The organism is uncultured Roseovarius sp. (assembly GCF_913057115.1).
Taxonomy (GTDB): Bacteria; Pseudomonadota; Alphaproteobacteria; order Rhodobacterales; family Rhodobacteraceae; genus Roseovarius.
Map to the genome: position 1 here is coordinate 1 of NZ_CAJXNN010000005.1, position 16,066 is coordinate 16,066.

Sequence of the window (16,066 nt, forward strand, 5' to 3'; positions counted from 1 at the left end):
CGCGCTGTGGAATCTGCCGGTGATCTACGCCTGTGAAAACAACGGCTATTCCGAATACACCAAGACCGAAGAGATCGCCGCCGGCTCGATCACCGCCCGCGCCGAGGCCTTCGGCATCGAGGCCCATCAAGTGGACGGGCAAGACGTGCTGGCGGTCAACGAACTGACCCAGAAACTCGTGGCCCGCGCCCGCAAGGGCGAAGGCCCCTTCTTTTTGGAACTGATGACCTACCGCTACCACGGCCACCACGTGGGCGACATCAACCGCGAATACTACCGCTCCAAGGACGAAGAGAAGGATTGGAAGGACAACAAGGACCCGATCATCAAGTTCCGCGGTTGGCTGGTCGAACAGGGCATCGCCAGTGAAGACGAGATCGAAGCCATGAATGCCGAGATCAAGGAGGACGCCGAACAGGCGGTCGCCTATGCCGAAGCGGCCCCCTACCCCGACCAATCCGAGGTCGACATGCACGTTTACACCGACATCAAGCACGCCCTCGCGCGCGACACGGCCTGAGGAGGACGACCCATGCGAAATATTACCCTGTCCCAAGCCGTGAACGAGGCGCTGGCCGAGGAAATGCGCCGGGATGAAACCGTCTTCATCATCGGCGAGGACGTCGCCGAAGCGGGCACCCCCTTCAAGGTGCTCAGCGGTCTGGTCGAGGAGTTTGGCACCGAGCGCGTTGTCGACACGCCGATTGCCGAGCCGGGCTTCATGGGCCTTGCGGTGGGCGCGGCCTTGACCGGCACCCGGCCGGTCGTCGACCTGATGTTCGGTGACTTCATCTATCTGATCATGGATCAGCTCTGCAATCAGGCGGCCAAGGCCTATTACATGTCTGGCGGCAAGCTCAATGTGCCGCTGGTCCTGCGCACCAACCTCGGCGCCACCCGGCGCTCCGCCGCGCAGCACAGCCAATCGCTGCACGCGCTGGTGGCGCATATCCCCGGCCTGAAAGTGGCCATGCCCTCCTCGGCCTATGAGGCCAAGGGCCTGATGAAGACCGCGATCCGCGACAACAACCCGGTTGTCATCTTCGAAGACAAGCTGATGTACAACGACAAGGCCCCGGTGCCCGAAGAGGAGTTTCTCATTCCCTTCGGCGAGGCCAATGTGAAACGCGAAGGTTCGGATATCACCCTGATCGGCACCTCGTCGATGGTGCAGGTCTGCGAGGCCGCCGCCGAGATCCTTGCGAAAGAAGGCATCAAGGCCGAGGTGATCGACCCGCGCACCATCGTCCCGCTGGACGAGGCCGCGCTGCTCAAATCGGCCAAGAAAACCAGCCGCGTGATCGTCGTGGACGAAGGTCACCAGAGCTTTGGCATCACCGGCGAAATCGCCAGCCGCATCAATGAAAAGGCCTTCTACCACCTCGACGCCCCGGCGCTGCGCATGGGGGCGATGGATGTGCCCGTGCCCTTCAGCCCCGCGCTGGAGGACATCACCGTGCCCACCCCCGAAGCCGTCGCCGAGAATGCCCGCAAACTCATGTCGGGGGAGATGATCCATGCCGCATGAGGTCATCATGCCAGCCCTCGGGATGGCGCAGGATACCGGCTTGATCGTCAGTTGGTTCAAAAGCTCCGGCGATGCGGTCAAATCCGGCGATGCGCTCTTCGAGGTGGAAACCGACAAGGCCACGATGGAGGTCGAAGCCCCCGCCGATGGCTACCTGACAGATGTGCAGGCCGAGGCCGGGGCCGAGGTGCCCGTGGGCAATGTCATCGCGCTGATTTCCGACAGTGCCGAGGACAGCGGAACCCTGGCCAAAGCCGCGCCCGCCGACACCCCGTCCGACACCCCGGCAGAGGCCCCCGCCCAAGCGACCGCCCTGCCCGAGGGCGCCGGGGTGATCATGCCCGCGCTTGGCATGGCGCAGGATACCGGCCTGATCGTGGCCTGGCACAAATCACCCGGCGACGCTGTCGCCTCGGGCGATATCCTCTTCGAGGTCGAAACCGACAAATCCACCATGGAGGTCGAAGCCGGCCAAGACGGTTTTGTCGCGGCGCTTCTGGCCGAAGCGGGCGAAGAGGCTCCGGTGGGCGACGTGATCGCCATCATCTCGGCTGACAAACCCGACGCCCCCGTGCAGCGCAGCATCGCCGATGCGGCCAGCCCCAAAGCCGCCGCCCCGCAACCGGCTCAGGATGGCGATGCCGAACCCGGCCCCGCCGATACGGCCCCGGCCAAAGCGGCGGCCCCAAAACCGGCCCCCGCCGCCAAACCGCGTGCCGATGGCCGCATCCTCGCCTCGCCCAAGGCGCGGCGCTTGGCGCTCGAACAGGGGCTTGACCTGAACCGGCTGGTCGAGGCGGGCCACCCACAGCCCTACCACGCGGCGGATATCGAGGTGCTCAAATCCCTGCCCACGGCCCCTGCCGCGGGCGCGGCCGCCGCGCAATCGCGCCGCCTGACCGCCGATCTGCCAAGCGATGGCTTTGCCGCCTTCGCCACATGGGCTGCGGACAATGCCGGGCTAGGTGATGCCGCCGCGCTGCTGGCGGGCCTCGCCGGGGCCAGCCTCGGACAGGATCACGCCATCGTCGCGATTGAGACCTTCGGCCAAACCCGTGCCTTCGCCGTGCCCGCCGGGCCGCTTGGGGATATCACCGCTGCCGATGAAGGGGCAGCACCCGATCTCACCCTGCGCGACCTGCGCCTGAGCCAGATCAGCACCGTCGCCCTCGGGGCCGAGGACATGCCCGTTCTCACCCTGACACGCGCGGACGACGGGCTTTCCATCACGCTGGAATGCGCAAGCCATCACCTCACGGCAAGCGAGGCCACGGGCCTTCTCTCCGAATTCGCGGGTCGCATGGAGCATCCGCTCCGCCACCTGCTCTAAGACATGGAGTCCAAAATGGAATTCACCGATCTCTATATCAATGGCGAATGGCACAAGACATCCGACCGCTTTGACGTCATCAACCCCGCCACCGAAGAGGTTCTGGCCTCCGTCGCCTCCGCCGATATCGCCGATGCCGATGCCGCCCTCGATGCCGCCGAGGCCGCGATGAAGGATTGGGCCGCCCGCACGCCCCGCGAACGCTCCGAAGTTCTGCGCAGGGCATGGGAGCTGATGACCGCCCGGCTGGATCACTTCGCCAACCTGATCACGCTGGAAAACGGCAAGGCCGGGGTCGATGCCAAGGGCGAGGCCACCTATGCCGCCGAATTCTTCCGCTGGTTCGCCGAAGAAGCGGTGCGCGCCGATGGCATGATCACCCACGCGCCCGCCTCGGGCGCGCGCATCATGGTGCAACACAAGCCCGCCGGTCTGGCGGTATTGGTCACACCATGGAACTACCCCGCCGCCATGGGCACCCGCAAAATCGCCCCGGCGCTGGCCGCGGGCTGCGGCGTGATCATCAAGCCCGCCTCGGAAACCCCGCTGACCATGTTGGCCCTCATGCCGCTTCTCGAAGAAGCGGGCGTGCCCAAGGGGCTGGTCAACGTCCTGCCCTCGCGGCGGACCGGCGCGCTGGTCGACCATATCATGCACGACCCGCGCGTGCGCGTAGTGAGCTTCACCGGCTCCACCGGCGTTGGTCAGAAACTGTTGAAAGGCGCGGCCGATCAGGTGTTGAAACCCGCCATGGAACTGGGCGGCAACGCGCCGGTCGTGGTCTTCGACGATGCCGATATGGACGTGGCCATCGAAGGCACCATGCTGGCCAAGATGCGCAATCTCGGCGAGGCCTGTACAGCGGCCAACCGCATCTACGTGCATGAAGACATCGCCGAGGCGTTCACCAAGCGCCTCACCGACCGGATGAGCGCGCTCAAGCTGGGCGACGGCACCGACCCGTCCGTTGATGTCGGGCCTCTGGTCAATGCCGATACGCGCGACAAGGTGGCCGACTTCGTGGCCGATGCCGTGGCCAAAGGCGCATCGGTAGAATGCGGCGGCACCGTGCCTGAGGGCAAGGGGTTCTACTACCCGCCGACGGTCCTGTCGAATGTCTCGGAAGATGCCGAATGTGTGAAGGATGAAATCTTCGGCCCGGTCGCGGCCATTCAGACCTTCAAGGACCAAGACGAGGTCATCCGCCGCGCCAATGACACCGAATACGGCCTTGTCGCCTATGTCTTCTCCGAAGACATGAAACGCGCGCTGCAAGTCTGCGAGCGGCTCGAATACGGCATGGTCGGCCTCAACCGTGGCTTGGTCAGCGACCCCGCCGCCCCCTTCGGTGGCGTGAAGCAATCGGGCTTGGGCCGTGAAGGCGGGCATGAAGGCATGCTCGAGTTCATGGAAACCCAATACATCTCGGCCAGCTGGTAAGGGGGCGGACATGAGCGACATCATCGCACCACCATCGGTTCGTACCCGCGCCCTTGAAAAGGGCATCGACTTGGAAAAGCTGGCCAAGGATCTGGGCCGCACGAGCATCGCCCTTGAAGATCTGGAGGGGGGCAAACCCGCCGCTGGCCCTGCTGGCGACACCTCGTACTGGGAAGTGGACCACAGCCAATACGGCCCCGTCACCGAGGAGCCGATGAGCCGCTTTGCACAAGTGGCCGCCGCCAACCTCGGCGCGGCCAACGCGCTGATCCCGCAGGTCACACACCACGACCGCGCCGATGTCACCGCGATCGAGGCGCTGCGCAAGGACCTCAAGCCTGAGGCGCAAGCGCGCGGCGTCAAGCTGACTGCGCTGGCGTTTCAGGCCAAGGCGCTTGCCCGTGCGCTGCGCGAGTTTCCGCGCTTCAATGCCTCGCTCTCGGCCGATGGCAAAACCCTGATCCTCAAGGATTACGTGCATATCGGCATCGCCGTCGATACGGCGCACGGGCTGATGGTGCCGGTTCTTCGCGATGTTGACCGCAAGGGCCTGTGGCAGATCGCGGCCGAGATCACCGATCTGGCCACCCGCGCCCAGAGCCGCAAGATCGCCCTGGATGAGATGGGTGGCGCGTCCATGTCGATCTCCAACCTTGGCGGGATCGGCGGCATAGGCTTCACGCCCATCGTCAATCCGCCCGAACTGGCCATCCTCGGCATCACCCGCACCGAAACCCTCACCGTCTGGGAGGGCGATACCCCCCGCCCCGTGCCGATGGTCCCACTGGACCTCAGCTATGATCACCGCGTGATCAATGGCGCCGATGCGGCCCGCTTCGTGACCTATCTTGCCGGGCTTATCGCCGATCCGCGCCGGATCATGGTCTGAGGGGGCATTCATGTCTGACAATCACGCCGATCTCATCGTTCTGGGTGCCGGACCGGGCGGTTACGCCTGCGCCTTTCGTGCCGCCGATCTGGGGCGCAAAACCGTCATGGTCGATCCGCGCGCCACGCTTGGCGGGGTCTGCCTCAACGTGGGCTGCATCCCCTCCAAGACCCTGCTGCACGCCGCCGAAGTGATCCGCGAGGCCCGTCACATCAATGACTGGGGCATTTCAACTGGTAAGGTCTCGGTCGATCTGGACAAGCTTCGTGCCAAGAAAGACGGCATTGTCGGGCAACTGACCACAGGCCTTACCGGTCTGGCCAAACGCCGCAAGGTGCAGACCATTCGTGGCACGGCGCAATTCACAGGCACGGGCAGTCTCGATATCGACGGCGAAAGCTGGACCTTCGATCAGGCTGTCATCGCCGTCGGTTCCGCCCCCCTGCGCCTGCCAGGCTGGCCCGAAGACGACCGCATCTGGGATTCCTCCGATGCGCTTGAGCTACGCGATATCCCAAAGCGCTTGGCCATTGTCGGCGGCGGGATCATCGGGTTGGAAATGGCCACGATCTATGCCGCATTGGGCAGCAATGTGACCGTGATTGAATTCATGGATCAAGTCGCCCCCGGCGCCGATGCCGAGGCGGTGGCGGTCCTGCACGCCGCGCTTGAGGCCGAAGGCGTCACGATCCACACCGGCACCAAGGTGTCGCAGGTGAAAGCCACCAAAACCGCCCTGACACTCACCTGCGAAGGTGGGTTCGAGGGCAGCATCAAGGCGGATGCGGCGATTCAGGCCGTGGGCCGTCGTTCAAACGGCAGCCTCGTCGCGCCGGAAGCCGCAGGCGTCGAGATCGACGACCGGGGCATTATCCACGTCGATGCCTCCTGCCGCACGAATGTCGAGACTATTTTCGCCATCGGCGATGTCACCGGCAACCCGATGCTCGCGCATCGCGCAACGCATCAAGGGCACATCGCCGCCGAGGTCGCCAGTGGCCACGCCGCCGCCCTCGATACCGATCTCATCCCGTCGGTCGCCTACACCAACCCCGAGTTGGCTTGGGCCGGCCTCACCGAAGCGCAGGCCAAGGATCAAGGCATCGCCCACAAAACCGCCAGCTTTCCCTGGGCCGCCAGCGGGCGCAACCTTGCGTCGGGCGGGGGCGACGGGCTGACCAAGCTGGTCTATTGCCCGAACACGCACCGCCTTTTGGGAGCCTCGATCGTTGGGCGCAATGCGGGGGAATTGCTGGCCGAATGCGTGCTGGCAATGGAAATGGGCGGCCGGCTTGAGGACATCGCTCTGACCGTCCATGCCCATCCGACATTATCCGAAACCATAGGCTTCTCAGCCGAACGCGCGCTTGGCACGCTGACAGACCTCTGATCATTGCAGACCCCAAGAGTCGACCCGCGCCGCGAAACGCTCTTCAAGCGTACGAAACGTCCGTACGTTTCGTACAAAACGCACCGCGCGCCCTGTTAACCCTGCGGTATGCGGGAAAGAATACCGACGCGATACCGACGTTTTACCGACGCGATACAGAATCAGGTTTTCGTTGTTAACCAATACCTTAGCCCCGATTCGCAGGCTCAGCTGTGCTCTTCCTCGGACACCGCCGCCAAGGCCCGGTTGTACGCCTTGAGCGCATCCACATGAAACAGCGCCCCCTGAAGCTCCGGCGGCTCCCCCTCCCCGCGCAGCACGACCACCGGAATAAACGGCACCGCCGAGCGGTCGAACAAGGGCATCGCCGCTTCCAGAGTGGCATTCATGCCGATATAAACCCCGTCCTCGATCATCTCCCAACAGGCCTCCTCGCTGGCCCCGCGCGGGTGATCGGGCGGGCGCATCAACGGCTCCACCCGGAACATCGCCAGCAAATAGGCCTGTGGCCCGGCGGCCAGTCGCGTCCCCCGCCGCTCCAATTGTGTCAAGAAAAACGAGCGTTTAACCAGTTTCGCGCCCAAGGCCGTGGACATCGAAACCGCCACCATGACCGCCAATCCGGTCTGCCAGTCCCCGGTCAGTTCAAAGACAATCAGCGTGGTCGAGATTGGCGCACCCAGCACGGCTGCGGCCACCGCGCCCATCCCTGCCAGCGCGTATAGCGTGGGTTTGCCCGACACATCAGGGAAAATCCCCGTCGCGATCAGGCCAAAGGCCAGCCCGGTCAAGGCCCCCACCATGAGCGATGGCGAGAACACCCCGCCGCCCATGCGCCCACCAATGGTGATCGAGACGGCAACGACCTTTAATACCGCAAAAACAATGGCTTCGTGCAAAACCAATTGCCCGGTCAAGGCCGCCGAAGTGGTCTCGTACCCCACCCCGATGATATGCGGAAAGCCAATCGCCAAACCGCCCAGCATCGCCCCCGCCACCATGGGCCGCAGCCACCGGGGCACCCGCGTGCGTTTTTGCACGTAACTGGCCATATCCTCGGCGAAAAAGATCGAATGCATCAGCACCGTCGCCACCACCCCGCAAACCAGTCCAAGCAACAGGAAAGCAGGCAGTTCGACATAGAATTCCAAGGCGCTCGTGGTGGGCAAGTCAAACTCGGTAATATCCCCGAATTCCAATCGGTTGATGATCGTTCCTGCCACGCTGGCAATCACGATGGGGGCAAAGGCATGCAGCGCGAAATGCCGCAAAACCACCTCCAGCGCGAACAAGGCCCCGGCAATCGGCGCATTGAAACTGGCCGAGACCGCAGCCGCCACGGCACAGCCAAGCAAATCGCGCCCTGTGATCCCGTCGGCATTGATCCGGTCACTTACCCAAGTCGAGATCACACCGGCCATATGCACCACTGGCCCCTCGCGCCCCGAGGAGCCGCCGGTGCCCAGCGTGATCATCGACGCCAGAACCGAAGCCACGCCTTCGCGTTTTTCGACCCGTCCATCGTGCAAGGCGGCGCCCTCGATCACATCCGAGACCGAGCGCACCCGCGCATCATCCGTCATATGATGCAGGATCAACCCCACCACCAAGCCGCCCACAATCGGCACAATCAAAACCCAGTACCATGGCAGGGTTTCGGCCACCGAATGTATGCGTGACATATCCTCGGTACCGTAAACCAACCCCTGTAACGCCATGATTCCCTTACGGAAAAATAGCGCGGCGAATCCCGCGGCGATCCCGATAATCAGGGCTATGAACCAAAACTGTATCTGGCTCGGGCCCCGGTCCAGCATGACGTGCCAACCATTGCGCAGCGCGGCAATCGCCGCCCGCGCCTTTTGCTTGAGGATAGATTGTTCCCCGTCCGTCATGGCCCCTGTACCGTCTGATGCGGCCTTTTCATGCGCGCGCCCTTGCCCTACCTTGCGCCGAAATTGTTAAGGGGGGCAAGGCCATGGGCCATTCCGCGGCATTCACCGAGATTTCCAACCTTCTAGGCGAACGGCTGACACAGTCCAAGTCGGATCTCGATTTGCATGGCCGTAGCGAAAGTCACTTCCCTGAAATGCCGCCCGAAGCCGTGGCCTACCCCGAGACCACTGAGGAGGTGGCGCAGATCATGCGCATCTGTGCCGCTCATTCCTGCGCCGTTGTCGGCTGGGGAACCGGCACCTCGCTTGAAGGTCAGGCACAGGCGCCGCATGGCGGGCTTTGCGTGGATTTTTCACGTATGAACAAGGTATTATCGGTGCATCCTGAGGATATGGACGTCACCCTGCAACCCGGCGTCACCCGCGAGGCGCTCAATACCGAGCTACGCGCCACCGGCCTCTTCTTCCCCGTCGATCCCGGCGCCAATGCCTCGCTTGGCGGCATGGCCTCCACCCGCGCCAGTGGCACCACCGCCGTACGATACGGCACGATGCGCGACAATGTCTTGGGGCTTGAGGTGGTCACCGCCACGGGCGAAGTGATCCGCACCGGCACCCGCGCGCGCAAATCCTCCTCTGGCTATGACCTCACCGGGCTTTTCACCGGCTCCGAAGGCACCCTCGGCCTGATCACCGAACTCACCCTGCGCCTGCATGGCCAGCCCGAGGCGATCTCAAGCGCGGTCTGCGCCTTTCCCGATGTGGGCAGCGCTGTGGCCTGCGTGATCGACACCATCCAGATGGGCCTGCCGATGGCCCGGATCGAATTGATGGATCCGGCCAGCGTCGCCGCCGTCAATGCCTATGCCGAAATGCAACTGCCTGAAACCACGCACCTTTTGCTGGAATTCCACGGCTCGGATGCAGGCGTGACCGAGCAGGCAGAAACCTTCGGTGATATTGCTGCCGAACACGGCGCCACCGGCTTTGACTGGGCAACAAAACCCGAGGACCGCAGCCGCCTCTGGACCATGCGCCACAATGCTTACCACGCCATCCTCGCCAGCCGACCGGGCAGCCGCGCAGTGGTGACCGACCTCTGCGTGCCGATCTCGAAACTGGCCCAAGCGATCGAGGAAACGCAGGCCGATCTGACCGAGGCCGCCCTGCCCGGCCCCATTTTGGGCCATGTGGGGGATGGCAATTTCCACGCCATCCTGATGTTCGATGAGGGCGACACGGCGGCCACCGAACGCGCCAAAGAGGTACACCACCGCATGGTCAAACGCGCCCTCGCCCTTGGCGGCACGGCCACCGGCGAACACGGCGTCGGCATCGGCAAACGCCCCTATATGAGCGAAGAGCATGGGGGCGGCTGGGCCGTCATGGGCCAGATAAAACAGGCGCTTGACCCGCAAAACATCCTCAACCCCGGGAAACTGGTGCCGCCTAGGAATTGATGGCGACGGAAGTCCGGCGCTGTGTCGTATACCCCTGACATGCATTCATTTGAGGACTTTCCATGCCCACAGTTTCCCGCCCTCTTCAAACCTTCGCCGCCCTCTCCCTGCTGCTCAGTGCGGCGATCTTCGGCTTTTTCTACGCTTGGGTCTGTTCCACCATGTGGGGGCTTGATGCCATTGATCCGCGCGTCGCCATTACCGCTATGAACGGCATGAACGACAGCGTGCGAAACATCGTCTTTGCCCCGGCCTTTTTCGGCACACCGCTCGTTCTGGCCATCACCGCTGGCCTGTCTTTCAAAACCGGCCACCAGAGCGCGGCAACATGGTTCAGCTTAGCCGCGCTTCTCTATCTGGTCGGGGCCTTTTTGGTAACGGTCACCGTCAATGTCCCGATGAACCGCGCCTTGCTGGCCACCACAGTCCCCGAAGACATTGAAACCGCCCGCGACATCTGGCGGGCCTATTCCAGCAAATGGCAGGTCTACAACACCCTGCGCACCGTGGTCAGTGCCGGGGTACTCGGCCTTACGGCGATGGGGATTGTACGGCTGGTGCAGGCGCAGGTACACGCCGCCGCCAAAACATAATCAGATTGCCCAAAAGCGCCGCCAACACCCCCAAGCCCGCAAGCGGTGTCCACTCATATCCCTCCAGCAGGGTGGACATCGCCAAAGCCACCACGGGGAACAAAACCGTGGCATAGCCCGCCTTGGCCGATCCCACGCGCCAGACCAACACCAGATAGGTGGTAAACCCGATGACCGAGGCAAAGATAGCCAAGTACAGCAACCCGCCCCAGTAATGCGCGCCTTGCGGCCAGACGAGTGCCTCCGCTTTCAGGGTCAGCATAATTAAAAGGGCCAAGGCCCCAATGCCCAACCCCCATGCATTGGCCAAAAGCGGCGGCACACCCGAGGCGCTGTTCACCCTTGAGGCCATGTTTCCCAACGAAAAAATCATCGCTCCAAGCAAGGCCCAACCGATACCTTGCAGGGTCTCAGCCTCACCAAACACGGCCAAATCACGCCAGAACATCAGGCCGACCCCCAAGACCCCCAAGCCCCCGGCAATCCCGACCTGCGCCGTGATCCGTTCGCCAAAGAAAATCCGCGCATTGACGGCATTGAAAATCGACGCCAGCGAAAAAATCACCGCCACCAAACCCGAGGGGATCAGCGCCGTCGCATGGTAAAAGGCCACAAAATTGAAGCTGAAGAGGCAAACCGCCTGCACGATCACGAACCGCCAGCGCGCCGGTCGCTGCAACCGTCCCGTTACGGCAAGCCCCGCCAACAGGATCAAAGCCGCCAGTGCCATCCGGTAAAACACCGAAACATCCAAGGGCACCGGCCCGATCTGCAATTTGATCGCGTACCAACTGGTCCCCCAGATCAGGACCGTGACAATGAAAAGGGCGGATGTGGGCAAGGCGCGGTTCCTCCATTTGAGGCACCACCCCTACCGTCACGCCCTGGATAAAGATTGCACGATCTTGCGGTGAAATGCGCGCCAGCCTTTTGCACAGCACTCGAACAGGCTAAACCATAATCATGCAACAGCGCGTTCCAGATTTCCTCGCCCAAGCGCCCGATGCCCACCCGATCGCGGGGCTCGATCTGGGCCGTGGGTTCAAGGTGGCGATCTGGGAAAACAGCAGCGGGCACATCACCTATGACGGGCCACAGGGCCACACCTTCAGCCTTTATTTGAAGGGCGGGGGCGGCACCAAACGGCTGGATGCCGGGGCCGTTGCGGGCTTTCCCGGCGCGATCTGCGTGATGCCCGAAGGCCACCGCTCGGAATGGCATATCACCGCGCCCTTCCGCTTCGTGCACCTCTATGCTCCGGATGATCACCTGCGCGCAGGATTTGCCCGAATGACCCACCGCGACGCCCGCCGCCTTTCGGTGCGGGAAGCCACATTCGTCACCTCCCCCACCCTGGCCGCCCCCTTGCTTCACATGGCCCATGCCGCGCAAACCGGCGATATCCTCTTGGCCGATAGCGCGCTGGTTGAGCTTTTGGGACACCTGCCAAATGAAACCGCCCCCCTAAGCGGCGGCCTTGCCCCGCGCACCCTGCGCCAATGCGACGAATGGATCGCCGCCCACCTTGATCAAACCATCCGGTTGGCCGATCTCGCCCGCGTCGCAGACCTGTCCGAGTTTCATTTTCACCGGATGTTTCGCCGCACCCGCGGGGTATCCCCGCATAAATGGATCATGTCGCGCCGTGTCGATCACGCCAAGGCGCGGCTTACCGGCACCGACAGCCTAAGCACAATCGCGCAGGACTGCGGGTTTTCCTGTCAAAGCCATCTGTCGCGGGTGTTCCGTGCAGAAACCGGGCTGACCCCGGGCGCATATCGCAAACTTCTACGGCTCGCTTAGCCCATCAAGGCCTGCGCCGCCGCGCGGGCCTCTTGCGTAATCGTATCCCCCGACAGCATGCGGGCGATTTCATCTACCCTATCGCTGTCCGGCAAGGGCGTGACGGTGGAAAGCGTCTGCTCATCCACCACTTTCTTTTCCACCCGCCAGTGATGCGCGCCTTGGGCCGCCACCTGCGGCGAATGGGTGACCACCAAGACCTGACCACCTTGGGCCAGTTGCCTGAGTCTGCGGCCCACGGCATCCGCCGTGGCACCGCCAACGCCCCGGTCAATCTCGTCAAAAATCATCGTCAGCCCGCTGTCGGTGCCCGTCAGGCAGACCTTGAGCGCCAGCAAAAAGCGGCTCAACTCCCCGCCCGAGGCGATCTTGTTCAAAGGCCCCGCCGGCGCGCCGGGGTTGGTGGCCACGGTAAAGGTCACCGCATCGCGCCCCTCTGGCCCCGACTCTCCCGCCTCGATCACCGTGGAAAATACCGCCCGCTCCATCTTGAGCGGCGCAAGCTCGGCCATCACGGCCTTGTCCAAAGACTTGGCCGCCTTGATGCGCTTGGCGCTTAAATCAGCTGCGGCGGTGTCATATGCGGCTTCTGCCTCGGTCACGGCGCCCTCAAGCGCCTTCAAATCCGCATCGCCCTGATCCAAGGCCGCCAGTTTCCCGCGCAAGCCTTCGGCAAATTCACCCAGATCATCCGGCGCCACACCATGCTTGCGCGCCATGGCGCGGATGGCAAAAAGCCGCTCTTCGCATTCTTCCAATTCCAGCGGGTTGAACGTCAGCCCATCAAGACACCGCGTCACCCCCTGCGCGGCCTCGTCCAGTTCCACCATGGCCCGGCCAATCGCGGCAATCGGCTCGTCCAACTGCCCTTCGGCCCGGTCAGCCACCCCGTCCAGCCACCGCAGGGCATCGCCCGCCGCGCCTTCGGCCCCCTCAAGGCCAAGCGCGGCTTGCGCGCGGGCAATATCTTCGCGGATCTTCTCGGCCTGCTGCATCAACCGGCGGCGGGCATCAAGCGCCTCGTCCTCACCCGGTTGCGGATCAAGCGCGTCCAACTCTCCCACCGCATGGCGCAGGAACTCTTCCTCGGCGCGCACCTCTTCCAATGCCGCCTGTGCCGCCTCCAACGCCTTGCGCGCCTCGGCCATGGCCCGCCACGCGGCGCGCACCTTGGTGCGTTGCGGCTCCAACCCGCCATAGGCATCCAGCAAATCACGATGCCCACGCGGGTTCAAAAGCCCCCGGTCATCGTGCTGGCCGTGCAATTCCACCAAAGTATCCGACAACTGCCGCAACACCTCGCCCGAACAGCGCCGGTCATTGACCCAAGCGGTCTTGCGCCCGTCGCGTGTATTCACACGCCGCAGGATCAACTCATCCCCGGCAGGCAGGCCCGCCTCCTCCAAAACCGCCCGCGCCGGGTGCCCTTCGGGCAGGTCGAACTCGGCCACAACCTCGCCCTGATCGGCCCCTTGGCGCACCAATTCCGCGCGCCCCCGCCAACCCAGAACAAACCCCAGACTGTCCAGCAAAATGGATTTCCCCGCGCCGGTTTCCCCGGTCAGCACATTCAACCCCGGCTGAAACCCCAACTCAAGGTGATCAATGATCAGGATGTCCCGAATATCCAGCGCGCGCAGCATCAGTGAAACCCGTCAGGCGGGGTGTCGCCCCGCCCTGCCCTTACAGCCAACGGCCCTGAATCATCTGACGGTACACTTGCCGCAACCAGTTGTCGCCCGCCGCCTCCAGCGTCAGGCCCTGCCCGGTCAGCATCTTGTAGCTGTCCTCGTACCATTCAGTGCCACGGAAGTTATAACCAAGGATCGCCCCGGCGGTCCGCGCCTCGTCCGTCAGCCCTAGCGACAGGTAGGCTTCCACCAAACGGTGCAGCGCCTCGGCCGTATGGGTGGTGGTTTGGAAGTCTTCCACAACCACGCGGAACCGGTTGATAGCCGCCGTGAAATGATCGCGCTTCAGGTAATAGCGACCGATTTCCATTTCCTTGGCCGCCAAATGGTTGAAGGCCAGATCGAATTTCAGGATCGAAGAGCGCGCGTATTCGCTATCAGGATAGTTCTCGATCACCTGACGCAACGACTGCAAGGCTTGGAAGGTCAGCCCTTGATCGCGGCCAACTTCGTCGATCTGATCATAATAGCTGAGTGCCAGAAGATACTGAGCATAGGCGGCATCTTCATCCGTAGGATAGAAATCAATGAACCGCTGCGCGGCGGCGCGGCTGTTCTCGTAATCTTTGTCTTGGTGATAGGAATATGCCTGCATGATCAAGGCACGTTTGGCCCATTCGGAATAGGGGTAAAGCCGCTCTACCTCGCCAAAAACCTGCGCCGCCAGATCAGGATCGTTGCGGGCCAAATCGAATTCACCGCGCTCGAAGATCTGTTTTGCGGTATAGTTCTCATAGTCGAGCTCACCGCGCTTGATGTCACCGTCCAGTCCGCCGCATGCGGACACCATCAGGCCCATTGCGACCACAAAAACCAGCTTTGCCTGGGACTTGCGCAACGTCATGCTCGAACTCACCTTCTTCTCGACATGAAAGGGCCATGACCCCCAACTTGGAATGGTCCTAGCACATAAATTTCCGGTGCAAAATGACTTTGCGCAATTCTTGCCGGGTCAGGCCACTTCGGGAATTTCGCCCCAGTGCACACCTGCTCCGGGGAGGCGCTGCGCCATCTCGGCGTCGCACTCCACCCATTCGTAATTCGCGGGGTCGGCAAACAGAGCGTGCAACAAGTCATTGGTCAGGGCATGCCCGGCCCGCATACCTTGGTAGTGGCCAAGAATCGGCGCCCCGGCCAAAGCCAGATCACCTAGCGCATCCAGCATCTTGTGGCGTACGGCCTCGTCCGCGTGGCGCAAACCACCGGGGCTGAGAACCTCGGCACCATCCACGACCACAGCGTTCTCCAGCGTTCCACCAAGTGCCAAACCGTTGGCACGCATGGTATCGACGTCTGCTTTGCGGCAGAATGTGCGGCTATTGCTCAATTCACGCACAAAGCTGCCGTTCGACATGTTCAGGGTCTTCTTTTGAACTCCGATCGCTGCATCCTCGAACTCGATGCTGAATTCGATCAAGAGCGTCTCGTGCGGCGTCAAACGTGCCCAGGCCTCGCCGCGGGCCACTGAAACGGGCCGCAGGATACGTAGGGCCTTGACCGGGTGGTTCAATGACCGGATGCCGCGTGAAAGAATGCCGCGGACAAAAGCGGCGGAACTGCCATCCAAGATCGGGACCTCGGGGCCATCCACCTCGATCAAGGCATTGTGGATGCCGCAGCCCATCAATGCCGCCATGATATGTTCAATCGTCGAAAGAGAAACGCCGTCGTCGTTTTCAAGGCGAGTGCAAAGCGGAGATTGATGCACGCCCTCATACCATGCAGGCAAGTCAGACGCCTTGCCAATAATGTCCACGCGCCGGAAAACGATACCGTGATCAGCATCCGCAGGGCGAATCGTCAGACGCGCGGGAAGGCCGCTATGCAGGCCGACGCCTTGAAACGATACCGATGACTGAATGCTCGTCTGCACGGATGCCCTCGAATGCTTGTTTATCCTAACGCGGGGCTCTCCGTTGTGACTTACGGGTCACGGCCCACGCCCTGTTAAGGTTAGCAAAGGGTTTAGATGTCAGGTCACTCCGGCTCAACTCAATCTTTGCAACGATATGAAACATGCATCCCTGGCGGGTTGGCGGTTTTCCGC

14 protein-coding genes are annotated in these 16,066 nt (G+C 62.8%); 9 read left to right on the forward strand and 5 right to left on the reverse strand.

Annotated features, from left to right (window positions below):
• From QZ498_RS03420 to lpdA, 6 genes are all read left to right on the forward strand, one after another.
• Window positions 1-520: thiamine pyrophosphate-dependent enzyme (locus tag QZ498_RS03420; RefSeq protein WP_294620258.1), on the forward strand; the 520-nt coding region annotated here is incomplete at its 5' end.
• A gap of 12 nt (window positions 521-532) precedes the next feature.
• A complete protein-coding gene (locus QZ498_RS03425) occupies window positions 533-1,528 on the forward strand; it encodes an alpha-ketoacid dehydrogenase subunit beta (protein WP_294620260.1) in 996 nt (331 codons plus the stop codon).
• On the forward strand, window positions 1,518-2,858 hold the full coding sequence (locus tag QZ498_RS03430; protein WP_294620262.1) for a biotin/lipoyl-containing protein: 1,341 nt from the start codon (window positions 1,518-1,520) through the stop codon (window positions 2,856-2,858). The genes QZ498_RS03425 and QZ498_RS03430 overlap by 11 nt, the downstream gene beginning before the upstream one ends.
• Window positions 2,859-2,873: 15 nt before the next feature.
• A complete protein-coding gene (locus tag QZ498_RS03435) occupies window positions 2,874-4,298 on the forward strand; it encodes an NAD-dependent succinate-semialdehyde dehydrogenase (RefSeq protein WP_294620264.1) in 1,425 nt (474 codons plus the stop codon).
• A 10-nt stretch (window positions 4,299-4,308) separates the two neighbouring features.
• Window positions 4,309-5,187, forward strand: coding sequence for a 2-oxo acid dehydrogenase subunit E2 (locus QZ498_RS03440; RefSeq protein ID WP_294620266.1), 879 nt, complete (start codon window positions 4,309-4,311; stop codon window positions 5,185-5,187).
• Between the two features lie 10 nt (window positions 5,188-5,197).
• Window positions 5,198-6,577, forward strand: coding sequence for a dihydrolipoyl dehydrogenase (gene lpdA / locus QZ498_RS03445; RefSeq protein WP_294620268.1), 1,380 nt, complete (start codon window positions 5,198-5,200; stop codon window positions 6,575-6,577).
• A gap of 206 nt (window positions 6,578-6,783) precedes the next feature.
• Here the strand turns inward: lpdA and QZ498_RS03450 are convergent, their stop codons facing one another.
• Complete coding sequence (locus tag QZ498_RS03450) at window positions 6,784-8,472, reverse strand: chloride channel protein (protein ID WP_294620270.1); 1,689 nt, start codon at window positions 8,470-8,472, stop codon at window positions 6,784-6,786.
• Between the two features lie 83 nt (window positions 8,473-8,555).
• Between QZ498_RS03450 and QZ498_RS03455 the strand changes: the two genes are divergently transcribed.
• Window positions 8,556-9,932 (forward strand): FAD-linked oxidase C-terminal domain-containing protein, encoded by a 1,377-nt coding sequence (locus QZ498_RS03455; protein WP_294620272.1) that lies wholly within the window; start codon window positions 8,556-8,558, stop codon window positions 9,930-9,932.
• Between the two features lie 62 nt (window positions 9,933-9,994).
• Window positions 9,995-10,525 carry an anthrone oxygenase family protein gene (locus QZ498_RS03460; protein WP_294620275.1) on the forward strand — a complete coding sequence of 177 codons (531 nt, stop codon included), beginning with the start codon at window positions 9,995-9,997 and terminating at the stop codon, window positions 10,523-10,525.
• Here the strand turns inward: QZ498_RS03460 and QZ498_RS03465 are convergent.
• Window positions 10,464-11,366: a DMT family transporter gene (locus tag QZ498_RS03465; protein WP_294620277.1), complete on the reverse strand. Its 903-nt coding sequence runs from the start codon at window positions 11,364-11,366 to the stop codon at window positions 10,464-10,466. The genes QZ498_RS03460 and QZ498_RS03465 overlap by 62 nt on opposite strands.
• A gap of 122 nt (window positions 11,367-11,488) precedes the next feature.
• On the opposite strand from QZ498_RS03465, the gene QZ498_RS03470 reads away from it, so the two are divergent.
• Window positions 11,489-12,328, forward strand: a complete 840-nt coding sequence (locus tag QZ498_RS03470; RefSeq protein WP_294620279.1) for an AraC family transcriptional regulator — start codon at window positions 11,489-11,491, stop codon at window positions 12,326-12,328.
• On the opposite strand, the gene recN is transcribed toward QZ498_RS03470, so the two are convergent.
• The 3 genes from recN to lpxC all read right to left on the reverse strand — a co-directional run bounded on the left by recN (window position 12,325) and on the right by lpxC (window position 15,892).
• Window positions 12,325-13,971, reverse strand: a complete 1,647-nt coding sequence (gene recN, locus QZ498_RS03475) for a DNA repair protein RecN (protein WP_294620281.1) — start codon at window positions 13,969-13,971, stop codon at window positions 12,325-12,327. The two genes, QZ498_RS03470 and recN, sit on opposite strands and share 4 nt — an antisense overlap.
• Before the next feature lie 40 nt (window positions 13,972-14,011).
• Window positions 14,012-14,863: an outer membrane protein assembly factor BamD gene (locus QZ498_RS03480; protein ID WP_294620283.1), complete on the reverse strand. Its 852-nt coding sequence runs from the start codon at window positions 14,861-14,863 to the stop codon at window positions 14,012-14,014.
• A gap of 108 nt (window positions 14,864-14,971) precedes the next feature.
• Entirely contained in the window at window positions 14,972-15,892 is a 921-nt protein-coding gene (lpxC, locus tag QZ498_RS03485) for a UDP-3-O-acyl-N-acetylglucosamine deacetylase (RefSeq protein ID WP_294620285.1), read from the reverse strand.
• Between the last annotated feature and the right edge of the window lie 174 nt (window positions 15,893-16,066).